Here is a 23,560-nt window from a genome sequence, read left to right as displayed (position 1 = left end):
TTGTCCGTCACGGCCCGGCTCCGGTCACGGAGATCGCGGGGTCCGGCTCCGGTCAGGGAGATCCTGAGGGCCGGCTCCGGTCACGGAGATCCCGGGGTCCGGCGGAGCAGGTCGGCCAGGGAGGTCGCGGGACGGCCGGTGATGTCCGGTACGGCGGAGCCGACCCCCGCCAGTTCCCCGGCCGCGACGGCGGTGTAGGTCGACACCCAGGCGTCCACCTGCCAGTCCGGGGCGCCGTAGGAGGCGCGGGAGGCGTAGGCCTCCTCCAGCGTCTCGGGGTGGTAGGTCACCTTCCTGCCCGTGACCGAGCTGATGATCTCGGCGATCTCGGTGAAGGTGAGGGCCTGCGGCCCGGTCAGGTCGTGGGTCCGGCCCGCGTGCCCGGCCGGATCCCGCAGGACGGCGGCGGCCACCTCGGCGATGTCGTCCTGAGCGACGACGGCGACGCGCCCCTGCCCCGCCGGACCGCGGATCACCCCGTCCTCGCCGACCATGAAGGGCAGGAAGTCGGCATACAGGTTGTCGCGCAGGAACGTGAACGCCAGCCCGTTGCCGCGGATGTGCTCCTCGGTGGCCCAGTGGTCGCGGGCCAGGGTGAAGGTGGCCGTCGGGCTCGCGCCGTAGAAGGAGATGTAGACCAGGTGCCCCACCCCGGCCTCTGCCGCGGCGTCGACGAAGGCGCGGTGCCGCTCCACCCGGTCGGGCGTCTCCGAGGCCGAGACCATGAGCACGGTGCCCGCGCCTTCCAGCGCCCGGCGCGCCGCCTCGGCGTCGCCGTACTCGGCCGCGACCACCGTGGCCCCGTCCAGCCGCGGGGCCCGCGCCGGATCGCGTACGACGAGCCGCTGCGCGAGACCGGCCCCGGACAGCAGCCGGGCGACCCGCCCTCCGAGTCTCCCGGTGGCACCGGTGACGACGATGACGGTCATGCCCCCTCCTCCGCTGTTCGCGCCCGACCGGCCCACCGCCGGCCGGGCGGTGGAGCGCCCACGACCACGCGTCCGGCCTGCCGGTCCGTCCCCTCAACCTATCCGGGCGTCGCGATCCTCTCCGGCCCGACCCCTCTTCGCCCGGGAAGCATCATTCTCCGAGGCCGGGCAGAGCCTCCACCGCCTCGCGGACCTTCTCGGGGGCGTCGGAGGGCACCTCGTGCCCGCTGTCCTCGGCCACCAGCAGCTTGCCGCGGGCGGACCTGCCCGCCAGCGCCTGCTGCGCCGCCAGCCAGGCCTGGCTCACGCCCTCCCCGCGTCTGACCACGACCAGGGGAAGCCGCTCCAGCGAGCCGACCTGGCCGACCTGGCGCTCCACCGTCTCCAGGTCCAGGCCCTCGCGGCCCTGACGCGCCTCCTTCCAGCTGCCGGCGCCCAGCGCGGCCAGCAGACCCAGCCCCGGGTCCACGGCGTCGGCGAGCACCAGGCCCGCCACCCGGTCCGGGTGCGCGCCCGCCATCAGCAGCGCGGGATAGCTGCCGAAGGAGTGCGCCACGACGATGACGGGAGCCGAGGGGTCGGCCAGGTCCGCCACCGCGGACAGCTCCGCCACCAGGTCGTCGCCCGTCCGCCCGGTCCGCGGCGGAGGCGGGCTCTGCCCCGCCCCGGGCCGGTCGTACCGGCAGGTGCGGTGCTTGTCCGACAGCAGCTCCTGCGCCGGTACGAGGTCACCCGAGTTCGCCCGGTCCCCGATGCCGTGCACCATCACGACGGCCGGACTCCCCGTCCCCATGCACACGACGCTCTGCCGTACCCCCGCGGCCTCCAGCACCTGCGCCGGCGCCTCCGCACCGCCCCCACACCCGGCGACCCCGGCCAGAACCACCGCCGCCAACCCCAGCGAACCCACACGCCGCGCCATCGACTCTCCCCCGAGGGACGTTCTCCGCATCACCGGCAGAACACAAAAAAAGACCCCCAAAGTCTGCCAGCCCTCCCCCGATTGATCACGGGGATTACCCGGCACGGCGGGCCGCCTCCCGCCGGGAGGAGACCACCAGCACGACGCCCACGGCCACGGCCACCAGCAGGTGCAGGCCGTACCACGCGGGGATGGGCACCTCGCCCAGGACGGTCCCGGACAGGATGTCGTCGGCGGCCCCGTAGCCGGAGATCCCCGCGAGCGCGCCCAGGCCCAGCACCGCCGACGCGTACCGGAACCGGCCGAGCAGAAGCCATACGACGACTCCTGAGCCGAGCAGGATCGAGGAGCTGTGGTGCAGGTTCCGCATGAACGACCCGCCGCGCACCTCGAGGCTGATGTCCAGGATCGAGTCGTACGCCGCACTCAGGGCGACGCCCCGGAGCGGCTCATGACTGCCGTCGTAGGCGACGAGCTCGCCGCTGGGCGTGTAGAAGAACGCCAGGAAGGCCCCGGTGAGCAGGACCACCACGAAGCAGCAGACCAGCATCTCCCCCAGCAACTGCCTCGCCCGTTCCACGCGGCACATTCCACCACGAAAAGCCGCCCCGTCCGTACCGCCGGGGCCAGTGGATCATCCCGATGCGGGCTGGCTAGGTTGGTCGCGATCCGTACCCTCCTGAGAGGAGCCCCCGGCCCATGGCCTCCATCCGCCACGAGATCGTGATCGACGCGTCCCCCGAGCACACCTGGGACGTGCTGCGCGACGTCGGGGCCGTGCACGAACGCCTGCTGCCCGGCCGCGTCGCCGATACCCGGATCGAGGGCGACCAGCGGTTCCTGACCTTCCCCGACGGGCACGTGGTCCGTGAGCTGATCGTCTCGATCGACGATGACACGCGCCGCCTGGCCTACTCCGTCGTCGAGGGCGCCCGCCCGCCGCTCGAGCACCACCACGCCTCGTTCGAGGTCCGTCCCGAGGGCGAGCGGGCGAGCCGGCTGATCTGGACCACCGACGTCCTGCCGCACTCGTTCGGCGCCGAGCTCCGGATCCGCGTCGAACGCGGCGCGGCGGAGATGAAGCAGGCGATCGAGACGGCCGTGCGGGACTGAGCCGCAGGTCGGCGGAGGGGTGGGAGAAGCCTCCGGTGATTGGGCCTTACGGGGTGATCGGCGTCACTGACATACTGACCCCACCCAGAAATGATCAAGGAGACCGACTCCATGCGTACATCCTTGAAATCAGCCCTCGTCGCCCTCTGCGTCCTGACCGCGTCCGCCGCGTTCTCCCAGCCAGCCGCCGCCGAGACCTACCACACGTGCCGGCCGGACCTGTGGAGCGGCAAGTGCGCCAGCGGCCACACCCCGGCCAGGGCCGACCTGCACCGGGTGTGGATCGGCATCGAGGCCAACACCCACATCGCCCGCTGGGAGGTCTGGGACCGCGAGACCGGAGCGCGGGTCGGCTCCGGCGAGGTACGGCCCAACCAGAGCTTCCGCACCGGGATCTACGGTCTCTACGGCAGCAAGTACCAGCTGACCATCAAGGCGGACTGGGGCACCTACGGCTTCATCTGCGACTGCTAGACGAGCGGGTTCCCAGGCCGGGGGCGGGTACGGCGGTGCATACCGGGCGGGTGAGCCCACCCGTGAGGCGTGTCCCCGCTGGGCCGGGTGCCGCCCGCCCGCGCTGCGCCGCACGGCAGCCGAGCCTGCCCCGATATCGGCAACCCTGCCCGCATGCCGGACAGCACGGGACCGCTGCCGAGCCGACCGTGCGCCGGGCATGATCGGTCACGAGCAGCGCGGCGATACCTCCTGCCCTGGATCAGGGCCACCGGAAGCAGACCGGGGCATCCACGGCTTCATCCGCGACTGCCGATGCAGGATCACGCGACGACGATGGTGGCGATGATCACTACGACGAGGAAGGGCAACATCAGGACGCCGGTCACAACGATCGCCTTCCTGGAGCCGGTAATGATCGCGCCGAAGAACACCATGACCGCCAGGCCCAGTCCCGTGCCGGCCGGCGGCAGGGCCGCCCGCCACCTGTGATCGACTGGTGGTCGACAGGCTCCGGCAGCACCGGAATGCCGTTTGGACGAGTACGTCGTCGGGTTGGGAGCGAGTACGGCTGCCGCGGCCTTCCTGTCGCGACGCATCGTGAACGCATCGCGGAGTTATCAACCGGGGCTTCCAGGATCGGTGTGGCAGGAAAGCACCAGCAAGGGAGCACCTCATGTCCACCACCGCCACCGTCGTCACCGTCCTGGCCGCCCTCTGGGTGGGTTTCTCGGCCTTCTCCCTCCTTCGCCGCGCCGAGTGGGTCGTCAAGCCGCTGACGGACTACGGCGTCCCCCGCTCGTGGTGGACCTGGCTCGGCGCGGCCAAGGCCGCGGGAGCCGCAGGCCTGCTCGCCGGCCTGTTCGTACCGGTCATCGGCGTCCTGGCCGGCATCTGCCTGGTCCTGTACTTCGCCGGAGCCGTCGTCACCGTCCTCCGGGCGCGCTCGTACTCGACCGTCGTCTTCCCCCTGCTGTACATGGGCCCGGTGATCGCCGCCCTGATACTGGGACACGCCGCCTGACAGCCGGACGCCGCGACCGGGGATGGGCGCCGGATCGAACAGGGCCGGGGAGCGGGAAAGCCTCCGTCAGTGGCAGCGGAGGTCCCAGCCTGAATCATGGAGGACGTCCTGGACCTCGACGATGATCAACCGATCGCCGAGGGTGAGCGGGAAGGGCGGGGTGTCCGAGGGCGTCCAGACGGTGACCGAGACCCCGGTGCCGTTGATGCCGAGTTCGGCGGATTCGTAGTACTTCACGACCTCATCCGCCGAGAGCCCCGTCGACAGGTTGAACCTCAGGCGGTAGTCACAGTGGTTGCCGTTGCCCCGTACCGCCACCGACGACTGCACCTCGTCATCCGCGAACGCGGTCTCCGGAGGAAGAGGGTGGTTCAGGAAACGGTCGGCAAGGCCGTTCAGGTGACGGTCGTGAACCCATGCGGGAGCCATGACCAGGACGTAGAGCGAGACGACCGGCGTGAGGACGATCGCCCAACGGCGAATCCTCCGCCGCTTCCCGGCCCTCTCCCCCGGCACGCCGGGGGACGGGCGAAGCCACCGGGCGTGTTCCGCCCGGACAGGCTCAAGCCGCCGTCCCATGTCCCGTTCCGGTCCCATGGGCAGAGCCAAGCACGGCCGTACGCCGGAACCGGGGAGAGGGTGTGAAGGTTCCGTGCACGATCAGGTCCGTGCAGGACGTGTCACCCTCTCCAATCAAGAATGGCGCGGCGGTCGTAGGCTGGGGACGGTCATCAAGATCGGGAGGGTTCGTGATGGAGTACGTGCGGCTGGGCTCGACCGGGATGAAGGTCTCCCGGGTGTGTTTGGGCATGATGAGCTACGGCGACCCGGCCAAGTGGAGTCAGTGGGTGCTGGACGAGCAGGCCTCCGAGCCGATCGTGCGCCGGGCGGTGGAGGCGGGGGTGAACTTCTTCGACACCGCCGATGTGTACTCCTTCGGCACCAGTGAGGAGGTCACCGGGCGGCTGCTGGCGCGGCTGTTCGCCCGCCGCGAGGACTACGTACTGGCCACCAAGGTGTTCTTCCCGGTCGGCCGGGGCCCCAACGACCAGGGCCTGTCCCGCAAGCACATCCATGCCGCCATCGACGACTCGCTGCGCCGACTGGGCACCGACTACGTGGATCTGTACCAGATCCACCGCTGGGACGACGAGACTCCGATCGAGGAGACCATGGGTGCCCTGCACGAGGTCGTGCAGGCCGGCAAGGCCCGCTACATCGGCACCTCCAGCATGGCCGCCTGGCAGTTCGCCAAGGCCCAGCACACCGCCGAGCGCCACGGCTGGACCAAGTTCGTCTCGATGCAGAACCACTACAACCTCCTCTACCGCGAGGAGGAGCGGGAGATGAACCCGCTCTGCGCCGACCAGGGGGTGGGGCTCCTGCCGTGGAGCCCGCTGGCCCGAGGGCTGCTCGCCCGGGCCGGGTCGGACACGGAGAGCGTGCGCGCCGGGAATGACCCGCGCATCGAGGAGCTCTACACCGACCCCGACAACGACCGGCAGATCCTCGACCGGGTCGCCCAGGTGGCCCGCGAGCGCGAGGTGCCCGCGGCGCAGGTGGCGCTGTCGTGGCTGCTCCGTCAGCCGGGCGTCACGGCCCCGATCGTGGGCGCGACCAAGGAGCGGCACGTCGACGACGCCGTGGCCGCGGTGGAGCTGGAGCTGACCGACAAGGAGCTGTCCTTCCTGGCCGAGCCGTACCGTCCGCGCGCCGTCCGTCACTGACGCGGCCGGACCGTCGCTGATACGGCACGGCCGCCACTGACGCGGCCCCACCGTCACGGAGTCAGGGCGTCTGGCCGTACGACACGGGGTCAGGGCACCTGGCCGTACGGCACGGGCGTCTCGCCGTAGGGCCGGGATGTCCCGCCGTACGGCCGTCGCCCCGTCTCGTCCAGGACCACGACCTCCCAGGAGAACCCGGCCACCAGCCGCCCGTCCGGGTGCCAGGCCAGGGCGGAGACCGGCCAGGGGAAGTGCGCCGGCGAGCCGATCTGCTCGCCGGTGCGCAGGTCCCAGGTCCTGAGGGTACGGTCCCAGCCCGCCGAGACCGCCCGGTGCCCGCGGACAGCCACCGCGGTGACGCCGTCCGGGTGCCCGCCGAGCGACACGGCGCAGGCCGATCGTCCGCCGTCGAGCGGTACGGCGGAGCCGGAGGACGATCCGGTACGGCCCCGGCCTCCCGCGAGCCCGTCGCCGCGCAGGCTCCACAGGGTCAGATCGGCTCCCCCGGTCAGGACGCGGTCGCCCTCGGCCGCGATCGCGTTGACCTGACCGGTGGGCAGGCTTCCCCGCGGTTCTCCGGTGCGCAGGTCCCACAGCCGGGTCAGGTCCCCGGCGCCGCCGGTCAGCACGGTACGGCCGGTGACGGCGATCGCGTTGACCGCGGCGGGGCTCAGCGCGGCCCGGGACCTGCCCGTGCGCAGGTCCCAGATGCCGACCATGCCGTCCTCGCCCCCGGTGACGGCGATCGGCCCGGCCGTGGCGATCGCGTGCACGGCACCGGTGTGGCCGGTCAACGGCTCCCCGTCGCGTTCCCCGCTCTCCAGGTCCCACCGCCGGACCACCCCGTCGCCGCGGCTCGCGACCAGCAGGACGCAGCGGCCGCCGACCGTCGCGGCCGCCACGGCGTCGATCCGGCCGGGCACGTCGTACGACCGGCGCCGCCCGCGGAGCCGGCGCGACTCGTCCCCGCCCCGGCCGCGATCACCGTTCCAGACGGGATCGTGGATCCACGGGCCCACCGTGGTGTAGTCGTGCAGGCTGCCGTCGCCGAGGTCGGCGACCGACAGCCAGTGCCCCTCCTCATAGGCGTGGGCCATCACCGGCCATCCGCCGGAGTCGCCGAGGGCGACGGCGCCGACCCGGGAGGCGGCCACCAGAGGCGTGCTCCGCCGCGTGCGCAGATCCCAGAGGCGGGCGACCCCGTCGGAGCCGCAGGTCACGACCGTGTGGCCGGTGGCGGCGAGGCCCGCCCCCGACTCGCCGAGGGGTCTGCCCCACTCGCGTCCCGTGCGCAGGTCCCACACCCGGGTCCGGGCGCCGCCGGTGACCGCGACGGGCCTGCCGTCGAGGACGGCGGTCGCCACCGAGGACGCCTGAACGGCGACGGTCCGGCCGTACCGCTCACCGGTGAGCAGGTCCCAAACCCGCAGCGTGCCGTCCTGCCCGCAGGAGACGGCGACGGGGCGCCCGCCGAGACGGGCGGTGGCCACCCCGGGCACCGGCCCGTCGTGACCGGTCAGGGGATCACCGTGACGCCGGCCCGTGCGCGGGTCGCATACCTGCACCGTCCCGTCGTCTCCGCAGGTGACCGCCATGGTGCGCCCGCGCAGCCCGATCGTCGCCACGGCGTTGATCTGGCCTTCGTGCCCGCGGAACAGCACGCCGTGCAGGGCCTTTCCGGTGTGCACGTCGCGGATCCGCAGGTCGGAACCGCAGGCGGCCAGGGCCAGCGACCGCGATCCGGCCCTGACCATGGCCAGTGCCCGAACGCCGCGGACCCGGTTGCGATCCAGCGCGCGCGGCTCGCCGGCGCCGGTCACGTCCCAGGCCAGGATCCTCCAGTCGTCCGAGACGAGGGCGAGCGTGCCCAGGAGCGCCACGGCGTTCAGTCGTTCGTGCCCGATCCTGGTCTCGCGCAGCAGCCGGGCCGTACGCAGGTCCCACACGCGCAGGACGCCGTCGTCCCCGCCGGTGACGGCCAGGTGCTCGTTCGCGGCCACGCTGATCGCCCCGCCCGACTGGTTGTCCCAGGAGGGGCGGACCTGCTGGTTGACCTGCATGCCGTCCGCCCACAGGATCCGCCACACGTCACGGTCGGAGCCCCGGTCGGGCGCCGGGAGGAACTGGCGGCGGGCGTCGTCGACGCGCCGCAGCCACTGCCGGACGCCGGGATCTTCCATATCGGCGCAGGGTACCCGCTGCGGGCCGCCGGGTTCCCGATCCGCAGGCCGTACGGTCCCCGCCGTGGAACCCGATCGGCGTCCCGCGGCGGCGTACGGCGGCTCAGGCCGCGGACGGTGCTCAGGCCCGGGCGCTCAGGCCGCGGACGTCGCGAGAGCACGCATCCCGGGGACGCGCAGGACGCGCATCCCGGGGATGCGGCGGATGAGGGACACGGCCGGCCCCACCAGCGGCGGGCCCGTGATGAGCAGGGCGACGGCCCGGGAGTTGAGGTCCATCCGCTCGATGACGGCGCGCCGCGCGTCGTTCCCGGCGGTTGCCGCCTCCAGCAGGTCCAGCGCGTTGCGCCAGACCAGCTCCCGCCACTGGGAGATCACCGCCAGCGACTGCCGCCCGGCCGGCCCGCCCAGCGGTCCGGTGAACAGTGGGGCGATCGGGCATCCGTACCGCTCGGCGAGCAGCCGCATCACCACGGGCATGGCGGTCTCCAGGATCTGGTTCACCGCGTCGTGGTCGTGCTTGAAGACGCTCATGAGCGCCGGGTCGCGGTCGGAGGCCAGCTCGCCGACGACCTCGGCGATGCCGAGGGCGAGGTCGAAGTTGATGTGGGCGCTGATGCCCAGCCCGGCGTGCTGGAGCGCGGCCACGCCGGGCCTGCCCACCTGGGCGTAGGCGACGGACCAGGCGGCGCAGTCCTGCGGGGCGCCGGACAGCGACCAGGAGAGCGTCTCCAGATAACGGGCGGCGAACTTGCCGGCCAGCCGGGAGATGAACTCCGGATGCCTGAACAGGCCGGTCGCCATGCCGTCGACCACCCCTTCGGTGATCACCGCGTAGACGTCCGGGAAGATCGCCCGGGCGTCGCCCTGGCGGCGCAGCGTGTCCGACACCTCCCGCAGGGCCGTCAGGGCCTCCTCGGGAGAGGCCGGTATCCGGTTGTGAATGAGATTTTCCATCAGAAGAGGCATGCCGGAAATCCTGACCAATGCGGGACGTGTCCGCTGTGTCGCCGTACGCGTTCGGCGGCGGTAGAAATACGCGGAACGGGTCCTGGCCGGGCGCGAGGGCCGGGCCGTACAGTCGGCTGGTGAATCCTCATGACGGCGTGGTCGAGCTGTTCCACCGGGTGGCGGCCTCGGTGCCCGCCTATCGCGCGTTCCTCGCCGAGCACGGCGTCGACCCAGAACACATCCGGACATATCAGGATTTTGCGGGATTGCCGCTGACCACCAAGGACAACTACATCCGCCGTCATCCTCTGCCCGACCTCTGCCGCGACGGCACGATCGGGGACATGATCGCGGTGTCGTCCGGGTCGACGGGGGCGCCGGCGTTCTGGGCCCGCTCCACGGCCGACGAGCAGGTGATCGCCGAGCGCTTCGAGGAGGTCTTCCGCGACGCCTTCGGCGCCCGCGGGCGCCGTACCCTCGCCGTGGTCTGCTTCGCCCTCGGCACCTGGGTGGGCGGGCTGTTCACCACCGCCTGCTGCCGCCACCTGGCCGACCGCGGCTATCCCCTCACCGTGGTCGCCCCCGGCAGCGACCGCCGCGAGATCCTGCGGGTCGTCCCCGAGCTGGCCCCGTACTTCGACCAGGTCGTCCTGCTCGGCTACCCGCCGTTCCTCAAGGACGTGATCGACGCCGGGACCGCCCAGGGCGTCCCCTGGGCCGACTACTCCGTCAAGCTCGTCACGGCCGGAGAGGTGTTCAGCGAGGAGTGGCGCAGCCTGGTCGCCGAGCGCGTCGGCATGACCGACCCGGTCCGCGACACCGCCTCGCTGTACGGCACCGCCGACGCAGGCGTGCTGGGCAACGAGACCCCGCTGTCCGTCGAGATCCGGCGCTTCCTGTCCGCCCGTCCCGAGGTCGCCAGGCGGCTGTTCGGCTCCGCCCGCCTGCCCACCCTCGTCCAGTACGACCCCGCCGTCCGCTTCTTCGAGGAGCACGAGGGCACCCTGCTGTTCTCCGGCGACAACGGCGTCCCGCTGATCCGCTATCACATCGCCGACGAGGGCGGCCTGACGCCGTACGACCGCATGCTCGCCTTCCTCGGCGAACACGGCTTCCGGCCCGCCGCCACCGGCCCGCAGCGCCCCTTCGCCCACGTCTTCGGCCGCAGCCACTTCACGGTGTCCTACTACGGCGCCAACGTCTATCCGGAGAACATCTCAATCGGCCTGGAGCAGCCGGAGGTCAGCGGCTTCGTCACCGGCAAGTTCGTCCTGGAGACCGTCGAGGACGAACACCGCGACCGGCACCTGACCGTCACCGTCGAACTCGCCCCCGGCATCTCTCCCTCCGACAAGATCGCCCAAGCCGCCGGCGAGTCGATCCTGACCCACCTGCTCCGCCTCAACAGCGAGTTCGCCGCCTACGTCCCGCACCACCGCCGGGCCCCCGGCATCCGCCTCCGCGAGACCGGCGACCCCGACCACTTCCCACCCGGCGCCAAACACCGCTACACCCGAGGATGACAGAACCCCTCCCCCTTGGCCGCTGCGGGTCCACGGACACGAACACCGTGGTCGAAGGCGATAGCATCGATTTCGAGCGCGAGCGGAAGGAGAACGTGATGGGCTATCGTCCGATGACGCTTTCCGACCTTGCCGCGCGCCTGACGGCGAACACCGGTGACAAGATCCGCTGGAAACTCGTGTGGGAGTTCCTGGAGGAGTACCGCTGGGAGCCACCGGAGGTTCAGCCGTCGCTGCTGCAGGCCGAACCTGAATCCGTCGGGGACGAGCGGTGGGACGCGTTGCTGGCCGCCCTCGCCGAGCACCTGGCCGCCAAGCACGACCTCGCTCCCCCTGCGTGGACGGCTTCGCGGGTGCTCCGGCGGCCCTGGTTCCCGGCCGAGCTGGCCAGCCAGCGGACCGATGCGCTCGTCTGGGCGCCGGCGGCCTTCCGCAAGCACGGTGTCTACCTGTCGAGCAAGGATCTCGAGGCGGCGTGAGCGACGACGGGCTGCTCGGCCGGGCCGAACTCGAGCATGCGTTCACTGCGCTGGGAGAGCGGCTGGTACGCCGCGATGGCACTCGCCTATAACGCTGTCAGAGTCACCCGCGATGTCGACGCGCTCTTCGTGCCGCACGGAGTGGTACTGGAAGAGGCTTCCAGGTCGCCAAGGACCTCGGCCTGCCGCCCTGGTGGCTGAACGAGCAGGCCAGTGTCTACACCTCCGGCAAAGACGACCGGGGAAGCGACGGGTCTTCGATCACCCGGGGCTGCGGGTGATGGCGGCCTCCCCCGAGCACATCTTCGCGATGAAGGCGATGGCCGCGCGGACCCGCGACGTGGACGATCTCCGTCATCTGGCGGGCCTTGCCGGGGTGACGAACTCGGATGAGGCGTTCCTGCTGTGTGAGCAGTTCTTCCCCGGCGAGGAGCTCTCTCCCCGGGCGCGGGCGGTACTGGTCGATCTGTTCGGTTGAACGGACATCCATCTCTCCCGCGAACGTCCAAGGTCCGAGGGACCATCCACGCAGGGCATCCCATGAGCCCCGCATATGAACGCCGTACGGTATTACCGCATCAACTCATGTTCTACCCGGAGAACATCTCAATCGGCCTGGAGCAGCCGGAGGTCAGCGGCTTCGTCACCGGCAAGTTCGTCCTGGAGACCGTCGAGGACGAACACCGCGACCGGCACCTGACCGTCACCGTCGAACTCGCCCCCGGCATCTCTCCCTCCGACAAGATCGCCCAAGCCGCCGGCGAGTCGATCCTGACCCACCTGCTCCGCCTCAACAGCGAGTTCGCCGCCTACGTCCCGCACCACCGCCGGGCCCCCGGCATCCGCCTCCGCGAGACCGGCGACCCCGACCACTTCCCACCCGGCGCCAAACACCGCTACACCCGAGGATGACGCCCATCCGGTCAGTCCAGCGGCTCGAAGGGGTTGACCACGGACACACCGGTCCCCGCGAAGTCCTTCGCGTTCCTGCTCGCCAGCGTCCACCCGTGCACCCTGGCCGTCGCCGCGATCAACCCGTCCATCGTCGGAAGCGGGCGGACGGAGTTCAGCCGCCCCCATTCCTCCGTGACCTCCGGCGTGACGGGGATGATGCGATCGCCGAACTGCCGGTGGAGGGTGTGCAGCCAGCGTTCCAGGAGGGTCGCCTGGGACGGATCCTTGCGCCTGCGGAGCTCGACTCCGCAACGGATCTCGCCGACGGTCAGGGCACTGAGGTAGAGCGTGGGTCCATGAGCCCCGCCGATCCAGTCCCGGACGTGCGGGCTCCCGTTCCGCTTGCGGGCTTCGGAGACCACGTTCGTGTCGAGCAGATAGCCGGCGTCCATCAGTCGAAGTCCACCTCTCGGGGCAGCTCCCGGCTCCGGGGGAACTCGATGTCGTCGTCCCAGTCAGGATCTCCCAGGAGGAACTGCCCGAAGTCGGGGGCCTTTCCCTGGAGGCGGCGGTACTCGGCGATGTCGATGACCACGGCCACCTCTTCCCCGTGCCGGGTGATCACCTGGGGGCCTTCGCTCACCGCTCGCCGTACGACCTCGCTGAAGCGCTGTTTCGCCTCCTGCACCTGCCAGTCACCTATGGCGTCCCCTGTCTAGTCTGTCTAGACCGACGGTAGATCAATACAAGATCACATGCAGTCGTAGGGCACTACGTGATGGAACGGCTTGGAACGCCTAGGTCTGAAAGACCACGGAAAGGCGTGCGCGCGATGGACCGTTCCGTCGCCGTGGACGCCGATCACCGAGAGGGAGCCCTCATGCGAAAGTCACTCATCGCGTTGTTGTCCGCGGCGGCGGTGACGACCGGTATCGGGTTGACGGCGGCGCCGGCGCTGGCAGAGAGCCAGATCGTCAAGCTGGTGAGCGTCCAGAACGGCAAGTGCCTCCAGCCGAAGACCATGGCGGAGGGAGATGTGATCATCCAGCAGACCTGCAACGGGACCCATGCTCAGCAGTGGTTCATCGACTACCTTCCCCGCAACAAGATGCACCTGAGGAACAGGGCCAGCGGTTACTGCATGGAGGTCCGTGACGGGGCCTACAACGGGGCCCGCGTCGACCAGTGGGGATGCGCCAACATCAGCAACGAGAACTGGACCTTCGGCATCGGCAACAACCTCCTGGGATCGGGGATCTCCGGCACCTGGAGTCACTGCGTCGCCACACCGGGGTCCCAGGACGGCCTGGCCGTGGAGCTGCGGTTCTGCAACGGCAACTCCTCACAGCTCTGGAGCCGCCCCGCGGGCTGACATCCGGGTGCCCGTCCCGCGGGTGGGACATCTCAGGCGTGGGAGATGAGAGGGGCGGGCGCTCCGCGGGTCTCCGGCGGTCCGGGACCGGAGCCGTCCTCGCGTGTGAACCTGGGACGCATGGATGACATGGATGACGATGTCTATTCGGGCCACCACTGGCGCTCCTTGTACGAGAGCATTCTCGGCCACGAGGGCGCCGGGCTGGCCGACAGGTTGCGGCGGTGGCTGCGGGAGCATCCGGCGCACGTGGCGGAGGTGCGGGAGGCGGGCCGGGCCGGGAGTCATCTGGTCTCTCTGCGGAAACCTCTCCGTCCGGGCCACTACAGCCCGCTGGAACGGCTGTACGCCGTGAACCGCATCCTCGACCTGCTCATCCTGAACTACCGGGATCCCCCGGACGGTCCCGCGGCGGCGCCGGACGCGCGATACCCGTCGGCCGACGCCCATCCCGCCTTCTGCGAGGCGCTGGGCGCCGATCGGATCGGCGGGCGCGGGTTCCACCCGTTCTTCCACGAGGTCGTCGAGGTACGGCAGGCGGACGACCCGGACGAGCCTCCCTCGATCGTCGAGGAGCGCTGGCCCGGTTACCTCCTCGGGTCCATGCTGCTCATGCGGGCCGGAGTGGTCGTCACCGCCGGAGCCCGGCACCTGGTCGCGGGGGTCGCCGACCGGTCCACCCTGTACTGGACCTTCCGGCGCCGGTCGCGACCGACCGACGATCTCTCGCACGGCTGGGGAGGCAACTCGCAGTGGGCGACCGGCTTCCGCCGTGACCACCTGGTCGGCGGCGAACTGCACTACAACGTGGAGAAGGCGCTGGATCGGACGGACGCCAGAGAGGAAGAGGAGAAACTCGATCCTGCGGCGATGATCGAGATCGTCCGCTACCGGTGCAGCACCGTCGTCGACCACGGTGATGATCTGTTCCCCTACGACCACCACCATGTCGAGCCGGCCCCCGCGGACTGACGCGGCGCGGCCGCGGAGGTCGTCGGTGTACGGGCGGTGCGGGGATTTCAGGACAGGCGTACGCCGGGGGAGGTCGCGCGCAGGGAGTACAGGATGGGGAGGTGGGAGTCGCCGAAGGGGAGGCGGTACAGGCCGTCCTTGTCCGGGGGGAGGATGCCGCGGGGGTCGAAGTCGGCGGTGATGTGCTCGCCCAGGTGTTTGACCGTCAGACCGGCGCGGGCGACGGCGGTGACGATCTCGCCGAGCGAGTGGGGGTACTGGACCGTCTCCTGCTCCGGTGTCGCCAGATCGGGATCGGCGTAGGTTCCGCTGACCGTCTCGCGCTGCGGTTCGCCGCCGCCGTACGGCCAGTCGACGACCAGCGGGTCGACCGAGGCCACCGACTGGTAGGCCGGGTGCAGGTCCACCAGCACCAGGCTGCCCCCGGGCCGCAGCGCCATCGCCGCGCCCCGCGCCCACGCCGCGAGGTCGGCGATCCAGCACAGGACGCCGTAGGTGGCGACCGCCAGGTCGAAGCGGCCCGCCAGGGAGGAGGGCAGGCGCTGGGTGTCGGCCTCGACGAAGGTCGCCGCGAGCCCGGCCCGTCCGGCCAGCAGGCGCGCCCGCTCGACCGCCACCGGGGAGAAGTCGACGCCGGTGACGTGGGCGCCCAGGCGGGCCCAGCTCAGCGTGTCCATGCCGAAGTGGCACTGCAGGTGGAGCAGGTCCTTGCCGGTCACGTCGCCCGCCAGCTCGCGTTCGAGCGCGTAGAGCGTCTGGCGGCCGGCCAGGAACGACTCGACGTCGTAGAACCGGTCGGCGGCGGTGGAGCCGTGCAGGCGGGCCCGCTCGTCCCAGAGCGCGCGGTTCTGCGCGAGCCCGTCTTCCCCACCCGCTCTGCTCTCGGACATGCACCGAGCATGGCACACCGGCACCCCGGAAAGCGCCGTGCTCCCCCGCTCACCCTGCCGTGCTCCCCCGCTCACCCTCCGCCGAGCCGCCCGCTGACCCCCGCTCATCCCTCGGCCAGCTCGGCGAGCAGTTCCTCCTTGCGCCCCGCGGGGATGAGACGCCAGTCGGTGTCGGTGAGCGCGCCCTCCATCGCCCACAGGGCGTTCAGCGACAGTCCCGGGACGGCGGCGTCCTGCAACCGCCGGTAGACCTCCACCGCGCCCAGCTCGGCCAGTCCGTCGGCGTCGTGGACGCCCACCCGTCCCAGCCACTCTTCGCTCTTGGGGCCCAGATTGCGCAGGTCCGTGATCCTCATCCCGGCATTCTCCAGCACCCCGGCCCCCGTCCGGCGTCGCGCGTCAGGCCCGCAGCCCCGCCAGGAGCACCTCGTCGAGCACGACCGAGGCGGTCGTCTGGTCGGTGTCGTACTGCCCCGCGGTGACGGCGACCACGAGGTCCAGCTCGGGTGCGACGTAGATGCGCTGGCCGCCGTTGCCGAACCCGGCCGCCCAGGTGTCGCCCACGTACCAGTGGTAGCCGTAGTGGAGGCCGTCGTCGATCCGCACGTGCGGGCGCAGCGCCGTCTCCAGCCAGGAGGCGGGCACGACGCCGCCGCCCCCGCCGAGCACGAGCCGGCCGATCGCGAGCATGCCGCGCGGGGTCAGCCGCAGCCCGGAGGCCGCCATGGCCACCCCGTCCGCGCCGGCGGACCACTCGAAGCGCTCGATGCCCAGCGGGGCGAACAGCCGGTCGCGGGCGTAGTCCGGCAGCGCCAGCCCGGTGCCCTTCTCGATGAGCCGTCCCACCAGCGCCGAGGCGCCTCCGCAGTAGGTCCTCCGCACGCCGGGCTCCTCCGCGATCGGCCGCTGCAGGATGTAGCGGAACCGGTCGGGCGCCAGCTCCATCGCGATCTCGCTGTTGGCCGCGCTCGTGTAGGGGACGTCCTCGTTCCAGTCCAGGCCGAGCGTCATGGTGAGCGCGTGCTCGACCGTGAGCCGGGCGCGCCGGGGGTCCTCGGCGAGGTCCGGGTACTCCGGGAAGCCGCGCAGCAGCGGCTCGTGCGGTCCGGGGACCCGGCCGTCGGCCAGGGCGATGCCGTACAGCAGGCCGACGACGCTCTTGGTGACCGAGCGGAGGTCGTGGAGGGTGTCGGGCGTGAAGCGCACCCGGCCGAGGGGCTCGTTCAGTTTGAAGTCCTCGCCCTCGCCGTAGTGTTCGAGGATCACCCGGCCGTGGCGGGCGGCGACGACGGCGTGCAGGTCGGGCGCACGGCCCTGTTCGAGGGTCCGGGTCAGGCGGTCGGTGAGCGTCGCGGTGTCCATGATCCCTTTCTACGCCCTGCCACCGTGTCAGGGTACAGACGGCCGGAGAGAGCCGCTGCGACTTCTGATGAACGGGCTCATCGATGATGCCTGTGCAGCGTTTTCCGCAAATCCCGAAAATTAGGAAAAGTGTGAAATTTTACGTGGTCGAGGCGCCTTCTCCTCTGGTTTCGTTCCGACCTGTTGTTACCGAAGGGGGGTGAATCAAATGACGATTCAGGAGCAGGCTCAGGCCCTGATCGCCATGTCGGCCGGAGAAGCTGCGGCGCTGCAGGAGTGGTCGGAGATCGAGGGGGCGACCTTCGAGGCGTTCGCGAGCGCGTACGCCGGTGACCAGGTCTACTACTGCAAGGGCTGCCACGGCGGCTGATGAGGTGACGGTGGTCTGAAGGTGAGGGCGCGTCGCCTTACGGCGCGCCCTCGTTCAGCCGTCCGGGGCGTCGGCACGGAATCCCCGCACCGAATCACCGCACCGAATCACCGTTCCGAATCACCGCACCGAATCACCGCACCGAATCACCGCACCGAATCACCGCACCGAATCACCGCACCGAATCACCGTTCCGAATCACCGCGCTGAATCACCGCACCGGATTTCCGGCCCGATTCCCGCACCGGATCACCGTACGGAAATCCGGTACCGGACCGGGCGCGGTAATCCGCCAAGGAAAATCCCCACCGGCCCCCTTCTCACCGGGCCTTCCGGTGAACTCCCCCATCGTCCCCGGAGCATCCGTTGATCCCGCTGTTGCTGCGCGCCGTGCCGTACCGCACGACCGCCCCCGCGCTGAGCCTGGACTTCCAGGCCCGTGTCGGCCGTCCCGCCGCGACGGAGGGGCGGGACGGCGCCATCCCCTGCGTGGTGGTGATGACCCGCGCCGCCGACCGCGAGATGAACGAGCTCTCGCTCCACCTGGCGGCGGCCGGGATCCCCCTGGTGCGCGTCGACAGCGACCGGTGCCTGGGCGCGCCCATGTCGTGGGACCCGGCGGCGGGGGTCGTCGAGTGGTCGGGGGAACGCTTCCGCCCCGTGGTGAGCTGGCTGCGGTACTTCGCGCCGGAGTCCATGGGCGCCCGCAACCCGGCCGTCGCGCTCTACGCCAGGGAGCAGTGGGGCGCATGTGTGACCGCCCTGCACGCGGCGGGCCGCTCGCGCGCGGTCAACGCCGGCTGCCGGCCCGGCGTGCCCGACCGGGTAAGCCAGCTCGCCATGGCCGGGGCCGCGGGCCTGCGCACGCCCGCGTCGGTGGTGACCACCCGGCTGGCCGACGCGGCACGGGCCCTGCCGGGCACCGGCGACCTGCTGGTCAAGAGCCTGGGGCGGCACGCGATCGAGAATCCGCCGGGACGGCTGCGCGGGATCTTCCCCCGGCGGGTCCCCCGGGAGGAGCTGGCCCGCGAGAGCGGCGTCGAGCCGGGCCCCGTACTGGTGCAGGAGTTCGTCGAGGCCTCGCGGGAGCTGCGCGTCTTCGTGGTCGGCGGGCAGGTCATCGCCTACGCCGTCACCCGCCCCTCCCCGGAGGCGCTGTGGACCGACACCGGGGCGATCGGGGTGGAGCCGGTCGCCCTGCCCGGGGAGCTGAGCGCCGTGCTGGCCCGGATGGCCCGGCGGCTCCGCCTCGACGTCGCCGCCTTCGACCTCCTCGACGCCGACGAGCCCGTCTTCCTGGAGGTCAACCCGGAGTGCGACTGGCTGTGGGCGGACCGGACCGCCGGGTCGAGCCGGACCTCGCACGCCGTCAGGGATCTGATCGTCACGTTGTTCCGCGAAGGGTTCCGCGAAGGGCTCCGCGAGGGGGTCCGCGAGGGGGTCCGCGAGGGGGTCCGCGAGGGGGTCTACGAGGACCCCCGCGAGGGGGAAGCCGCGCGGGACGAGGGGGAGCTCTCATGGAAGAGGTGAAGACGGCCGCCTGCGCCGTGATGTTCTGGCAGGACGGGAAGCTGGTGTGGGACGACTACCTGCGCCAGCGGCAGTTCGCCCTGACCGGGCAGAGCGAGCGGGTGGTCCGCTGGTTCTGCGAGTGGCGGGACCTGGAGAGCGCGCGGCTGCTGGGCGAGCGGGCACTGGAGATCGCCGGCCGGCTGCTCGAGACCGGGGTGCTCATCCGCCGTGACTCGCCCGAGGACCTCGCCGAGCGCGAGCTGCTGGCCGAGTGGGGCGCCTTCGGCCCGGCCACGCGGTACCTGCACTTCGGGGCGCGCACCACCGCCGAGGCCCGCTACGTCGACCTCGCCGACGACGAGGCGTACTTCACCCGCAAGGCGCGCACCGATCCCCCGCCGCCGGTGGCCAAGACCTACCCGGACCGGCCGCTGGTCGGGCTGCCGGAGGGACGGGTCACCGGTGCGGACTGGCCGCGGCCCGGTCTGGTCGAGGCGCTGTACGGCAGGCGCTCGACACGGAGCTTCACCGCCGAGCCGGTGTCCCTGGAGGCCGTCGGCGAGATCCTGCGCCTGGCGGGCGGGGTGGTCGAGGAGCTGTGGCACCCGGAGCTCGGGCCCGTCCTGTTCAGGTCCGGCCCCTCGGCCGGGGCCCGGCACCCGCTGGAGCTCTATCTGTACGCCGACCGGGTCGAGGGCCTGGAGGCGGGGCTGTACCACTTCTCCCCGACCAGGGGCGGCCTGGAGCCCGTCGGCCCCGCCGTGCCGTACGACGTGCGGCTCGCGGCGACCGGCGGCCAGCACTGGCTCGCCGACGGGGCGGCGATGATCGTCCACACCGCGGTCCTGGCCCGCACGCGCTGGCGCTACGCCGGCCGGCGGGCCTACCGGGACGTCCTGATCGAGCTGGGACACCTCAGCCAGACGGTCCTGCTGGCCGCGACCGCCCTGGGCCTGGGCTCCGTCTTCGGCACCGCCGTACGCGACGAGGAGCTGGAGCGCCTGCTCGGCCTGACCGGCAGCGGGGAGCCGGTGCTCGGCGTCACCGCGATCGGGCACGCCTCCGCGCCGGAGGACGCCGGACCATGACCCCGGACCGCGCCCCCGCCCCGGCCCCCGGCCGTGCCTCCGCACCGGACCTCCGGCCCGCCGCCCCGGATCCCGGCCCCGCCGGACCGGCCCGCGGACGCGCGCCCGCCTCGCGGGCCGCCCGGTTCCTGGCCCTGGACCTGGGCCGTGACTTCGCGCTGCTGTGCGGCGGGCAGGCGGTCTCGCAGCTCGGCAGCCGGGGGTACGGCGTCGCCGTCATGTTGTGGATCCTGGCCTCCACCGGCTCCCCGGCCGTGGTGGGCCTGGTGGCCTCCTTCACCCTGGGCGTCGTGGCGGCGGCCAGCGTTCCCGCCGGGTGGGTCGCCGACCGGTTCGACCGGCGGCGCGTCATGGTGGTCTGCGACGGGTTGTCGGCCGTGGCCGTCGGTTCGCTGGCCGTGGCGCCCTTCCGGCTCGCGCACGTGCTGCCGGCCGTCGCGGTGCTCGCCGTCGGGTGGGTCGTGCGGGGCACCGCGGAGAGCGCGGCGATCCCCAACGTCGTGGAGGACGGGCAGCTGCCGCGCGCGATCGCGCTGGCGCACGGCCGGGGGTACGCGGCGGGGGTGGCGGGGCCCGCGCTGGCCGGAGTGCTGTTCGCCGTCGACCCCGTCCTGCCGTTCGTGGTGGACGCCTGCTCCTACCTCGTGGCGGGCGTGTGCGCGGCCCTGGTGCGGCGCCCGCTGCGGTCGGCCGGGCCGCCCCGGGGCGTGCCGGCCCCGGCAGAAGGGCTGCGCACGGTCTGGCGGCATCCGTTCCTGCGCGGGTCCACCCTGGTGGCGGCGCTGGCGGACTTCGTGGTCAACAGCGGCGGGCTGGTGCTGGTCGTCGTGCTGGAACGGCACGGCCTGCCGCCGCAGGCCACCGGTTCGGCCCTGGCCCTGGCCTACGCCGCCGGGTTGCTGGGCACCGTCGCCGCCCAGCGGGCGGGACGGCGGCTGCCGTCGCGGCGGCTGGTCGTGACCGGGCTGGCCGCCGGGACCGCCGCCACGGCGGTGCTGGCCGCGAGCCTGCCGGTGGCGGCCTGCGCCGGGTACGCGTGCCTGATGCTGGCCCGTCCCGTCTGGCAGATCCCCCTGCAGACGGACTGGACGCGGATGGTCGGCGACGAGATGCGCGGCCGGGTGAACGGCACGATCAGCCTGGTCATGACCGTGCCCGCGGCCACCGCCCCGGCCACCGTCGGCCTGCTCACGGCGGCCCTGGGCACCGGCCCGACCGGCCTGCTCCTGGCGGCGGTCATCGGCGCCGCCGGGCTGGCGTTCGCCGCCCGCGACCGGCGGACGCCCGTCCGGGCGAGCACGTGACCGCCCTCCGCCAGGCGGAATGACCGGCCCGCCGGATCGGGTCAGAACGCGGCGGCGACCTCGCGGGCGCGGGCCAGGGCCTTCTTGCGCTCCAGCTCGGCGTCGCCGGTCACCGTCGGGTGGTAGCGGATGTCGGTGATGTCGGTGATCCCGGCCCAGCGCAGCCAGCCGTCGAAGAACGGCGCCTGGAAGTCGGCGCCGAAGCCGGGCGGCAGGCCGGGCGCCCAGACCGCGCTGGTGTAGACGACGGCGGCCTTCTTACCCTTCAGCAGCGGGATGTAGCCGGTCTCCGCGTCGAAGCCGAAGACCATGCCGGGCTGGCTGACGACGTCGATGAACTGCTTCAGGACGTACGGCACGCCCGAGTTCCACATCGGGACGCCGAACAGGTAGGCGTCGTGGGAGTCGAAGCGCTCGAACGTCCTGACCGCCGCCTCCCAGGCGTCCCCCTCGGGGGTCTGCCCGGCGAACAGGGCCATCTTGGCGGCCGCGGCCTCGGGGCCGAAGGCGGGCAGCGTGCCGTCCCACAGGTCGAAGTGGTCGATCTCGGCGCCGGGGTGGGTGCGCCGGTAGGCGGCGAGGAACTCCTCGGCGATCGCCAGCGACTCCGACCGGGGGCCCCGCGGCGAGGCGGAGATGTGCAGCAGTCTCATGGGTCCGTCCTCCTGAACGATAAATCGGACTATAGTCCGCTTCTTCTCGAGAAGATACGGACCGCAGTCCGTTTCGTCAAGAGGGGGCCGGGAAACGTCGGTGCGATCTTCTAGGCTGAGCCCATGGCGAGAGCGAATGACGATGTGGCCGCGGCCCTGGAGGAATACGCCGAGCTGTTCGCGATGACGGGCGGCGACGCGTTCCGGGTGCGCAGCTACCAGAAGGCGGCCAAGGCCATCGCGGGCTTCCCCGAGGACATCGCGGCCGTGCCCGTGCGCAGCGTGCCGGGGGTCGGCGAGGCGATCGCCAAGAAGGTCGAGGAATACCTCCAACGGGGCAGCTTCCGGCAGCTCGACGACCTGCGCGGCAAGGTCCCCGAGGGGGTGCGGAGGCTGACCCGGGTGCCCTCCCTGGGCCCGAAGAAGGCGGTCTTCCTCCACCAGGAGCTCGGCATCGACTCCCCCGAGGCCCTCACCGAGGCGATCAAGCAGGGCCGGCTCAAGGGGGTCAAGGGCTTCGGCGCCAAGACGGAGGAGAACCTGCTGCGCGGCGTCGAGCAGCTCGAACAGGCCAACACCCGGGTGCACACCGGCGTGGCGATGGACCTGGCCGAGCGGATCATTGCCTCGCTGGAGGGCGGGGCCGAGCGCATCGCCTACGCCGGGTCCCTGCGCCGGATGAAGGACACCGTCGGCGACATCGACATCCTCGCGGTCGGCCCCGAGAGCCTGATGGACGACTTCAAGGCGCAGCCGTACGTCGCGGAGGTCATCGCCTCGGGCGAGAAGAAGACCTCGATCCGCACCCCGCAGGGCCTGCAGGTGGACCTGCGGCTGGTCCCGGCCGAGTCGTGGGGCGCCGGCCTGCAGTACTTCACCGGGTCCCAGGCGCACAACGTGCACCTGCGCGAGATCGTCGTCAAGAAGGGCTGGAAGCTCTCCGAGTACGGCCTGTTCGACGGCGACCGGCTGATCGCCGCCGAGTCGGAGGAGGACATCTACCAGGCCCTGGGCATGGAGTGGATCCCCCCGACCCTGCGCGAGGACGGCGGGGAGATCCCCGCCGCGCTGAAGGGCGCGCTGCCCGAGCTGGTCACCCTGCAGGACCTCAAGGGCGACCTGCACACCCACACCAACCTGACCGACGGCATCGCCTCGCTGGAGGAGATGGTCGCCGCCGCCCACGCGCTGGGCCACTCCTACTACGCGGTGACCGACCACGCCCCCGATCTGGCCATGCACCGCATGACGCTGGAGAAAATGCTGGAGCAGCGCGAGCGGATCCGCGAGCTGCAGGGTAGATATCCGGACATGCGGATCCTGCACGGAGCCGAGCTCAACATCGGGCCCGACGGCTCGGTCGACTGGCCCGCCGAGGTCCTGGCGGGCTTCGACGTCTGCGTGGCCAGCGTGCACTCGCACTTCACCCAGTCCCGCGAGGAGATGACCCGGCGTTTCGTCACCGCGTGCGAGAACCCGCACGTCCACGTCATCGGCCACCCCACGACCCGGCTGATCGGCCGGCGCCCGCCGGTGGACGCCGACTGGGACGAGGTCTTCCGCGCCGCCGCCCGCACCGGCACCGCGATGGAGATCGACTCCTTCCCCGACCGCTCCGACCTGCCCGCCGACCTCGTACGGCTGGCGCGCCATCACGGCGTGAAGTTCTCCATCGACAGCGACGCCCACGCGGTCCCCCATCTGGAGAACCGGCGCTTCGGCGTCGGCGTCGCCCAGCGCGCCTGGCTGACCGCGGACGACGTGATCAACGCCTGGCCGCTCGACCGGCTGCTGGACTTCCTGGGCGGTTAGGAGACGGTTCCCTCCCCCTCCCTCCGGATT

At 71.8% G+C, this 23,560-nt stretch carries 28 protein-coding genes; 16 read left to right on the top strand and 12 right to left on the bottom strand.

The features are described 5' to 3' along the window. Positions 1–80 precede the first annotated feature (80 nt). The 3 genes from Psi01_RS16875 to Psi01_RS16865 all read right to left on the bottom strand — a co-directional run bounded on the left by Psi01_RS16875 (position 81) and on the right by Psi01_RS16865 (position 2,431). Positions 81–929 (bottom strand): SDR family oxidoreductase, encoded by an 849-nt coding sequence (locus tag Psi01_RS16875; protein WP_204064975.1) that lies wholly within the window; start codon positions 927–929, stop codon positions 81–83. Between the two features lie 151 nt (positions 930–1,080). Next, on the bottom strand, positions 1,081–1,851 hold the full coding sequence (locus Psi01_RS16870) for an alpha/beta fold hydrolase (RefSeq protein WP_204064974.1): 771 nt from the start codon (positions 1,849–1,851) through the stop codon (positions 1,081–1,083). Between the two features lie 94 nt (positions 1,852–1,945). Continuing rightward, entirely contained in the window at positions 1,946–2,431 is a 486-nt protein-coding gene (locus Psi01_RS16865) for a hypothetical protein (RefSeq protein ID WP_204064973.1), read from the bottom strand. A 119-nt stretch (positions 2,432–2,550) separates the two neighbouring features. Between Psi01_RS16865 and Psi01_RS16860 the strand changes: the two genes are divergently transcribed. The 4 genes from Psi01_RS16860 to Psi01_RS16845 all read left to right on the top strand — a co-directional run bounded on the left by Psi01_RS16860 (position 2,551) and on the right by Psi01_RS16845 (position 4,441). After that, positions 2,551–2,964, top strand: a complete 414-nt coding sequence (locus Psi01_RS16860; protein ID WP_204064972.1) for an SRPBCC family protein — start codon at positions 2,551–2,553, stop codon at positions 2,962–2,964. A gap of 111 nt (positions 2,965–3,075) precedes the next feature. Further along, the gene (locus Psi01_RS16855) at positions 3,076–3,438 is read left to right on the top strand and encodes a hypothetical protein (RefSeq protein ID WP_204064971.1); all 363 of its coding nucleotides are present in this window, start codon (positions 3,076–3,078) and stop codon (positions 3,436–3,438) included. Between the two features lie 324 nt (positions 3,439–3,762). Further along, on the top strand, positions 3,763–3,909 hold the full coding sequence (locus Psi01_RS16850) for a hypothetical protein (RefSeq protein ID WP_204064970.1): 147 nt from the start codon (positions 3,763–3,765) through the stop codon (positions 3,907–3,909). A gap of 184 nt (positions 3,910–4,093) precedes the next feature. Further along, a complete protein-coding gene (locus Psi01_RS16845) occupies positions 4,094–4,441 on the top strand; it encodes a DoxX family protein (protein WP_204064969.1) in 348 nt (115 codons plus the stop codon). Between the two features lie 66 nt (positions 4,442–4,507). On the opposite strand, the gene Psi01_RS16840 is transcribed toward Psi01_RS16845, so the two are convergent. Next, a complete protein-coding gene (locus Psi01_RS16840) occupies positions 4,508–4,870 on the bottom strand; it encodes a hypothetical protein (protein WP_204064968.1) in 363 nt (120 codons plus the stop codon). 323 nt (positions 4,871–5,193) lie between these two features. On the opposite strand from Psi01_RS16840, the gene Psi01_RS16835 reads away from it, so the two are divergent. Then, a complete protein-coding gene (locus Psi01_RS16835) occupies positions 5,194–6,168 on the top strand; it encodes an aldo/keto reductase (protein ID WP_204065083.1) in 975 nt (324 codons plus the stop codon). 89 nt (positions 6,169–6,257) lie between these two features. Here Psi01_RS16835 and Psi01_RS16830 read toward each other — a convergent pair whose 3' ends face one another. Together Psi01_RS16830 and Psi01_RS16825 are read right to left on the bottom strand one after the other, a co-directional pair. Further along, positions 6,258–8,348: a WD40 repeat domain-containing protein gene (locus Psi01_RS16830; RefSeq protein ID WP_204064967.1), complete on the bottom strand. Its 2,091-nt coding sequence runs from the start codon at positions 8,346–8,348 to the stop codon at positions 6,258–6,260. 135 nt (positions 8,349–8,483) lie between these two features. After that, positions 8,484–9,305 carry a DUF5995 family protein gene (locus tag Psi01_RS16825; RefSeq protein WP_204064966.1) on the bottom strand — a complete coding sequence of 274 codons (822 nt, stop codon included), beginning with the start codon at positions 9,303–9,305 and terminating at the stop codon, positions 8,484–8,486. A gap of 131 nt (positions 9,306–9,436) precedes the next feature. Between Psi01_RS16825 and Psi01_RS16820 the strand changes: the two genes are divergently transcribed. From Psi01_RS16820 to Psi01_RS16805, 4 genes are all read left to right on the top strand, one after another. Further along, on the top strand, positions 9,437–10,822 hold the full coding sequence (locus tag Psi01_RS16820; RefSeq protein ID WP_239127773.1) for a phenylacetate--CoA ligase family protein: 1,386 nt from the start codon (positions 9,437–9,439) through the stop codon (positions 10,820–10,822). 47 nt (positions 10,823–10,869) lie between these two features. Continuing rightward, positions 10,870–11,301, top strand: a complete 432-nt coding sequence (locus tag Psi01_RS16815) for a hypothetical protein (protein WP_204064965.1) — start codon at positions 10,870–10,872, stop codon at positions 11,299–11,301. A gap of 280 nt (positions 11,302–11,581) precedes the next feature. Next, complete coding sequence (locus tag Psi01_RS16810) at positions 11,582–11,779, top strand: hypothetical protein (RefSeq protein ID WP_204064964.1); 198 nt, start codon at positions 11,582–11,584, stop codon at positions 11,777–11,779. A 107-nt stretch (positions 11,780–11,886) separates the two neighbouring features. Then, positions 11,887–12,213, top strand: coding sequence for a hypothetical protein (locus Psi01_RS16805; protein ID WP_204064963.1), 327 nt, complete (start codon positions 11,887–11,889; stop codon positions 12,211–12,213). Between the two features lie 11 nt (positions 12,214–12,224). Here Psi01_RS16805 and Psi01_RS16800 read toward each other — a convergent pair whose 3' ends face one another. After that, entirely contained in the window at positions 12,225–12,647 is a 423-nt protein-coding gene (locus Psi01_RS16800; protein ID WP_204064962.1) for a type II toxin-antitoxin system VapC family toxin, read from the bottom strand. Further along, on the bottom strand, positions 12,647–12,883 hold the full coding sequence (locus Psi01_RS16795; protein WP_239127772.1) for a type II toxin-antitoxin system Phd/YefM family antitoxin: 237 nt from the start codon (positions 12,881–12,883) through the stop codon (positions 12,647–12,649). Before Psi01_RS16795 ends, Psi01_RS16800 begins: the two co-directional genes overlap by 1 nt. Positions 12,884–13,075: 192 nt before the next feature. On the opposite strand from Psi01_RS16795, the gene Psi01_RS16790 reads away from it, so the two are divergent. Then, positions 13,076–13,567, top strand: a complete 492-nt coding sequence (locus Psi01_RS16790; protein WP_204064961.1) for an RICIN domain-containing protein — start codon at positions 13,076–13,078, stop codon at positions 13,565–13,567. A 120-nt stretch (positions 13,568–13,687) separates the two neighbouring features. Further along, the gene (locus Psi01_RS16785) at positions 13,688–14,539 is read left to right on the top strand and encodes a nucleotide exchange factor GrpE (protein ID WP_204064960.1); all 852 of its coding nucleotides are present in this window, start codon (positions 13,688–13,690) and stop codon (positions 14,537–14,539) included. A gap of 47 nt (positions 14,540–14,586) precedes the next feature. On the opposite strand, the gene Psi01_RS16780 is transcribed toward Psi01_RS16785, so the two are convergent. From Psi01_RS16780 to Psi01_RS16770, 3 genes are all read right to left on the bottom strand, one after another. Further along, complete coding sequence (locus Psi01_RS16780) at positions 14,587–15,429, bottom strand: class I SAM-dependent methyltransferase (protein WP_204064959.1); 843 nt, start codon at positions 15,427–15,429, stop codon at positions 14,587–14,589. A gap of 104 nt (positions 15,430–15,533) precedes the next feature. After that, positions 15,534–15,785, bottom strand: a complete 252-nt coding sequence (locus Psi01_RS16775) for a TfoX/Sxy family protein (protein WP_204064958.1) — start codon at positions 15,783–15,785, stop codon at positions 15,534–15,536. 43 nt (positions 15,786–15,828) lie between these two features. Further along, positions 15,829–16,791 carry a serine hydrolase domain-containing protein gene (locus Psi01_RS16770; protein WP_204064957.1) on the bottom strand — a complete coding sequence of 321 codons (963 nt, stop codon included), beginning with the start codon at positions 16,789–16,791 and terminating at the stop codon, positions 15,829–15,831. Between the two features lie 208 nt (positions 16,792–16,999). Between Psi01_RS16770 and Psi01_RS16765 the strand changes: the two genes are divergently transcribed. The 4 genes from Psi01_RS16765 (at position 17,000) to Psi01_RS16750 (ending at position 21,065) form a co-directional block, all read left to right on the top strand. Continuing rightward, positions 17,000–17,161, top strand: coding sequence for a hypothetical protein (locus Psi01_RS16765; RefSeq protein ID WP_204064956.1), 162 nt, complete (start codon positions 17,000–17,002; stop codon positions 17,159–17,161). Positions 17,162–17,527: 366 nt separating this feature from the next. Continuing rightward, positions 17,528–18,691 (top strand): ATP-grasp domain-containing protein, encoded by a 1,164-nt coding sequence (locus Psi01_RS16760; RefSeq protein WP_204064955.1) that lies wholly within the window; start codon positions 17,528–17,530, stop codon positions 18,689–18,691. Continuing rightward, positions 18,679–19,761 carry a SagB/ThcOx family dehydrogenase gene (locus tag Psi01_RS16755; protein WP_204064954.1) on the top strand — a complete coding sequence of 361 codons (1,083 nt, stop codon included), beginning with the start codon at positions 18,679–18,681 and terminating at the stop codon, positions 19,759–19,761. The genes Psi01_RS16760 and Psi01_RS16755 overlap by 13 nt, the downstream gene beginning before the upstream one ends. Next, the gene (locus tag Psi01_RS16750; protein ID WP_204064953.1) at positions 19,758–21,065 is read left to right on the top strand and encodes an MFS transporter; all 1,308 of its coding nucleotides are present in this window, start codon (positions 19,758–19,760) and stop codon (positions 21,063–21,065) included. The genes Psi01_RS16755 and Psi01_RS16750 overlap by 4 nt, the downstream gene beginning before the upstream one ends. Positions 21,066–21,106: 41 nt before the next feature. Here Psi01_RS16750 and Psi01_RS16745 read toward each other — a convergent pair whose 3' ends face one another. After that, on the bottom strand, positions 21,107–21,718 hold the full coding sequence (locus Psi01_RS16745) for an FMN-dependent NADH-azoreductase (protein ID WP_204064952.1): 612 nt from the start codon (positions 21,716–21,718) through the stop codon (positions 21,107–21,109). Positions 21,719–21,841: 123 nt separating this feature from the next. Here Psi01_RS16745 and polX point away from each other — a divergent pair, with 123 nt between their 5' ends. Beyond that, positions 21,842–23,530: a DNA polymerase/3'-5' exonuclease PolX gene (gene polX, locus Psi01_RS16740; RefSeq protein ID WP_204064951.1), complete on the top strand. Its 1,689-nt coding sequence runs from the start codon at positions 21,842–21,844 to the stop codon at positions 23,528–23,530. The last annotated feature ends 30 nt before the right edge of the window (positions 23,531–23,560 follow it).

It is taken from the genome of Paraplanobispora siamensis (assembly GCF_016863175.1).
In the GTDB taxonomy this organism is placed as follows: domain Bacteria; phylum Actinomycetota; class Actinomycetes; order Streptosporangiales; family Streptosporangiaceae; genus Planobispora; species Planobispora siamensis.
The sequence above is the reverse complement of the archived record's forward strand: the minus strand, read 5'-3'. Positions and strand labels throughout refer to the sequence as shown.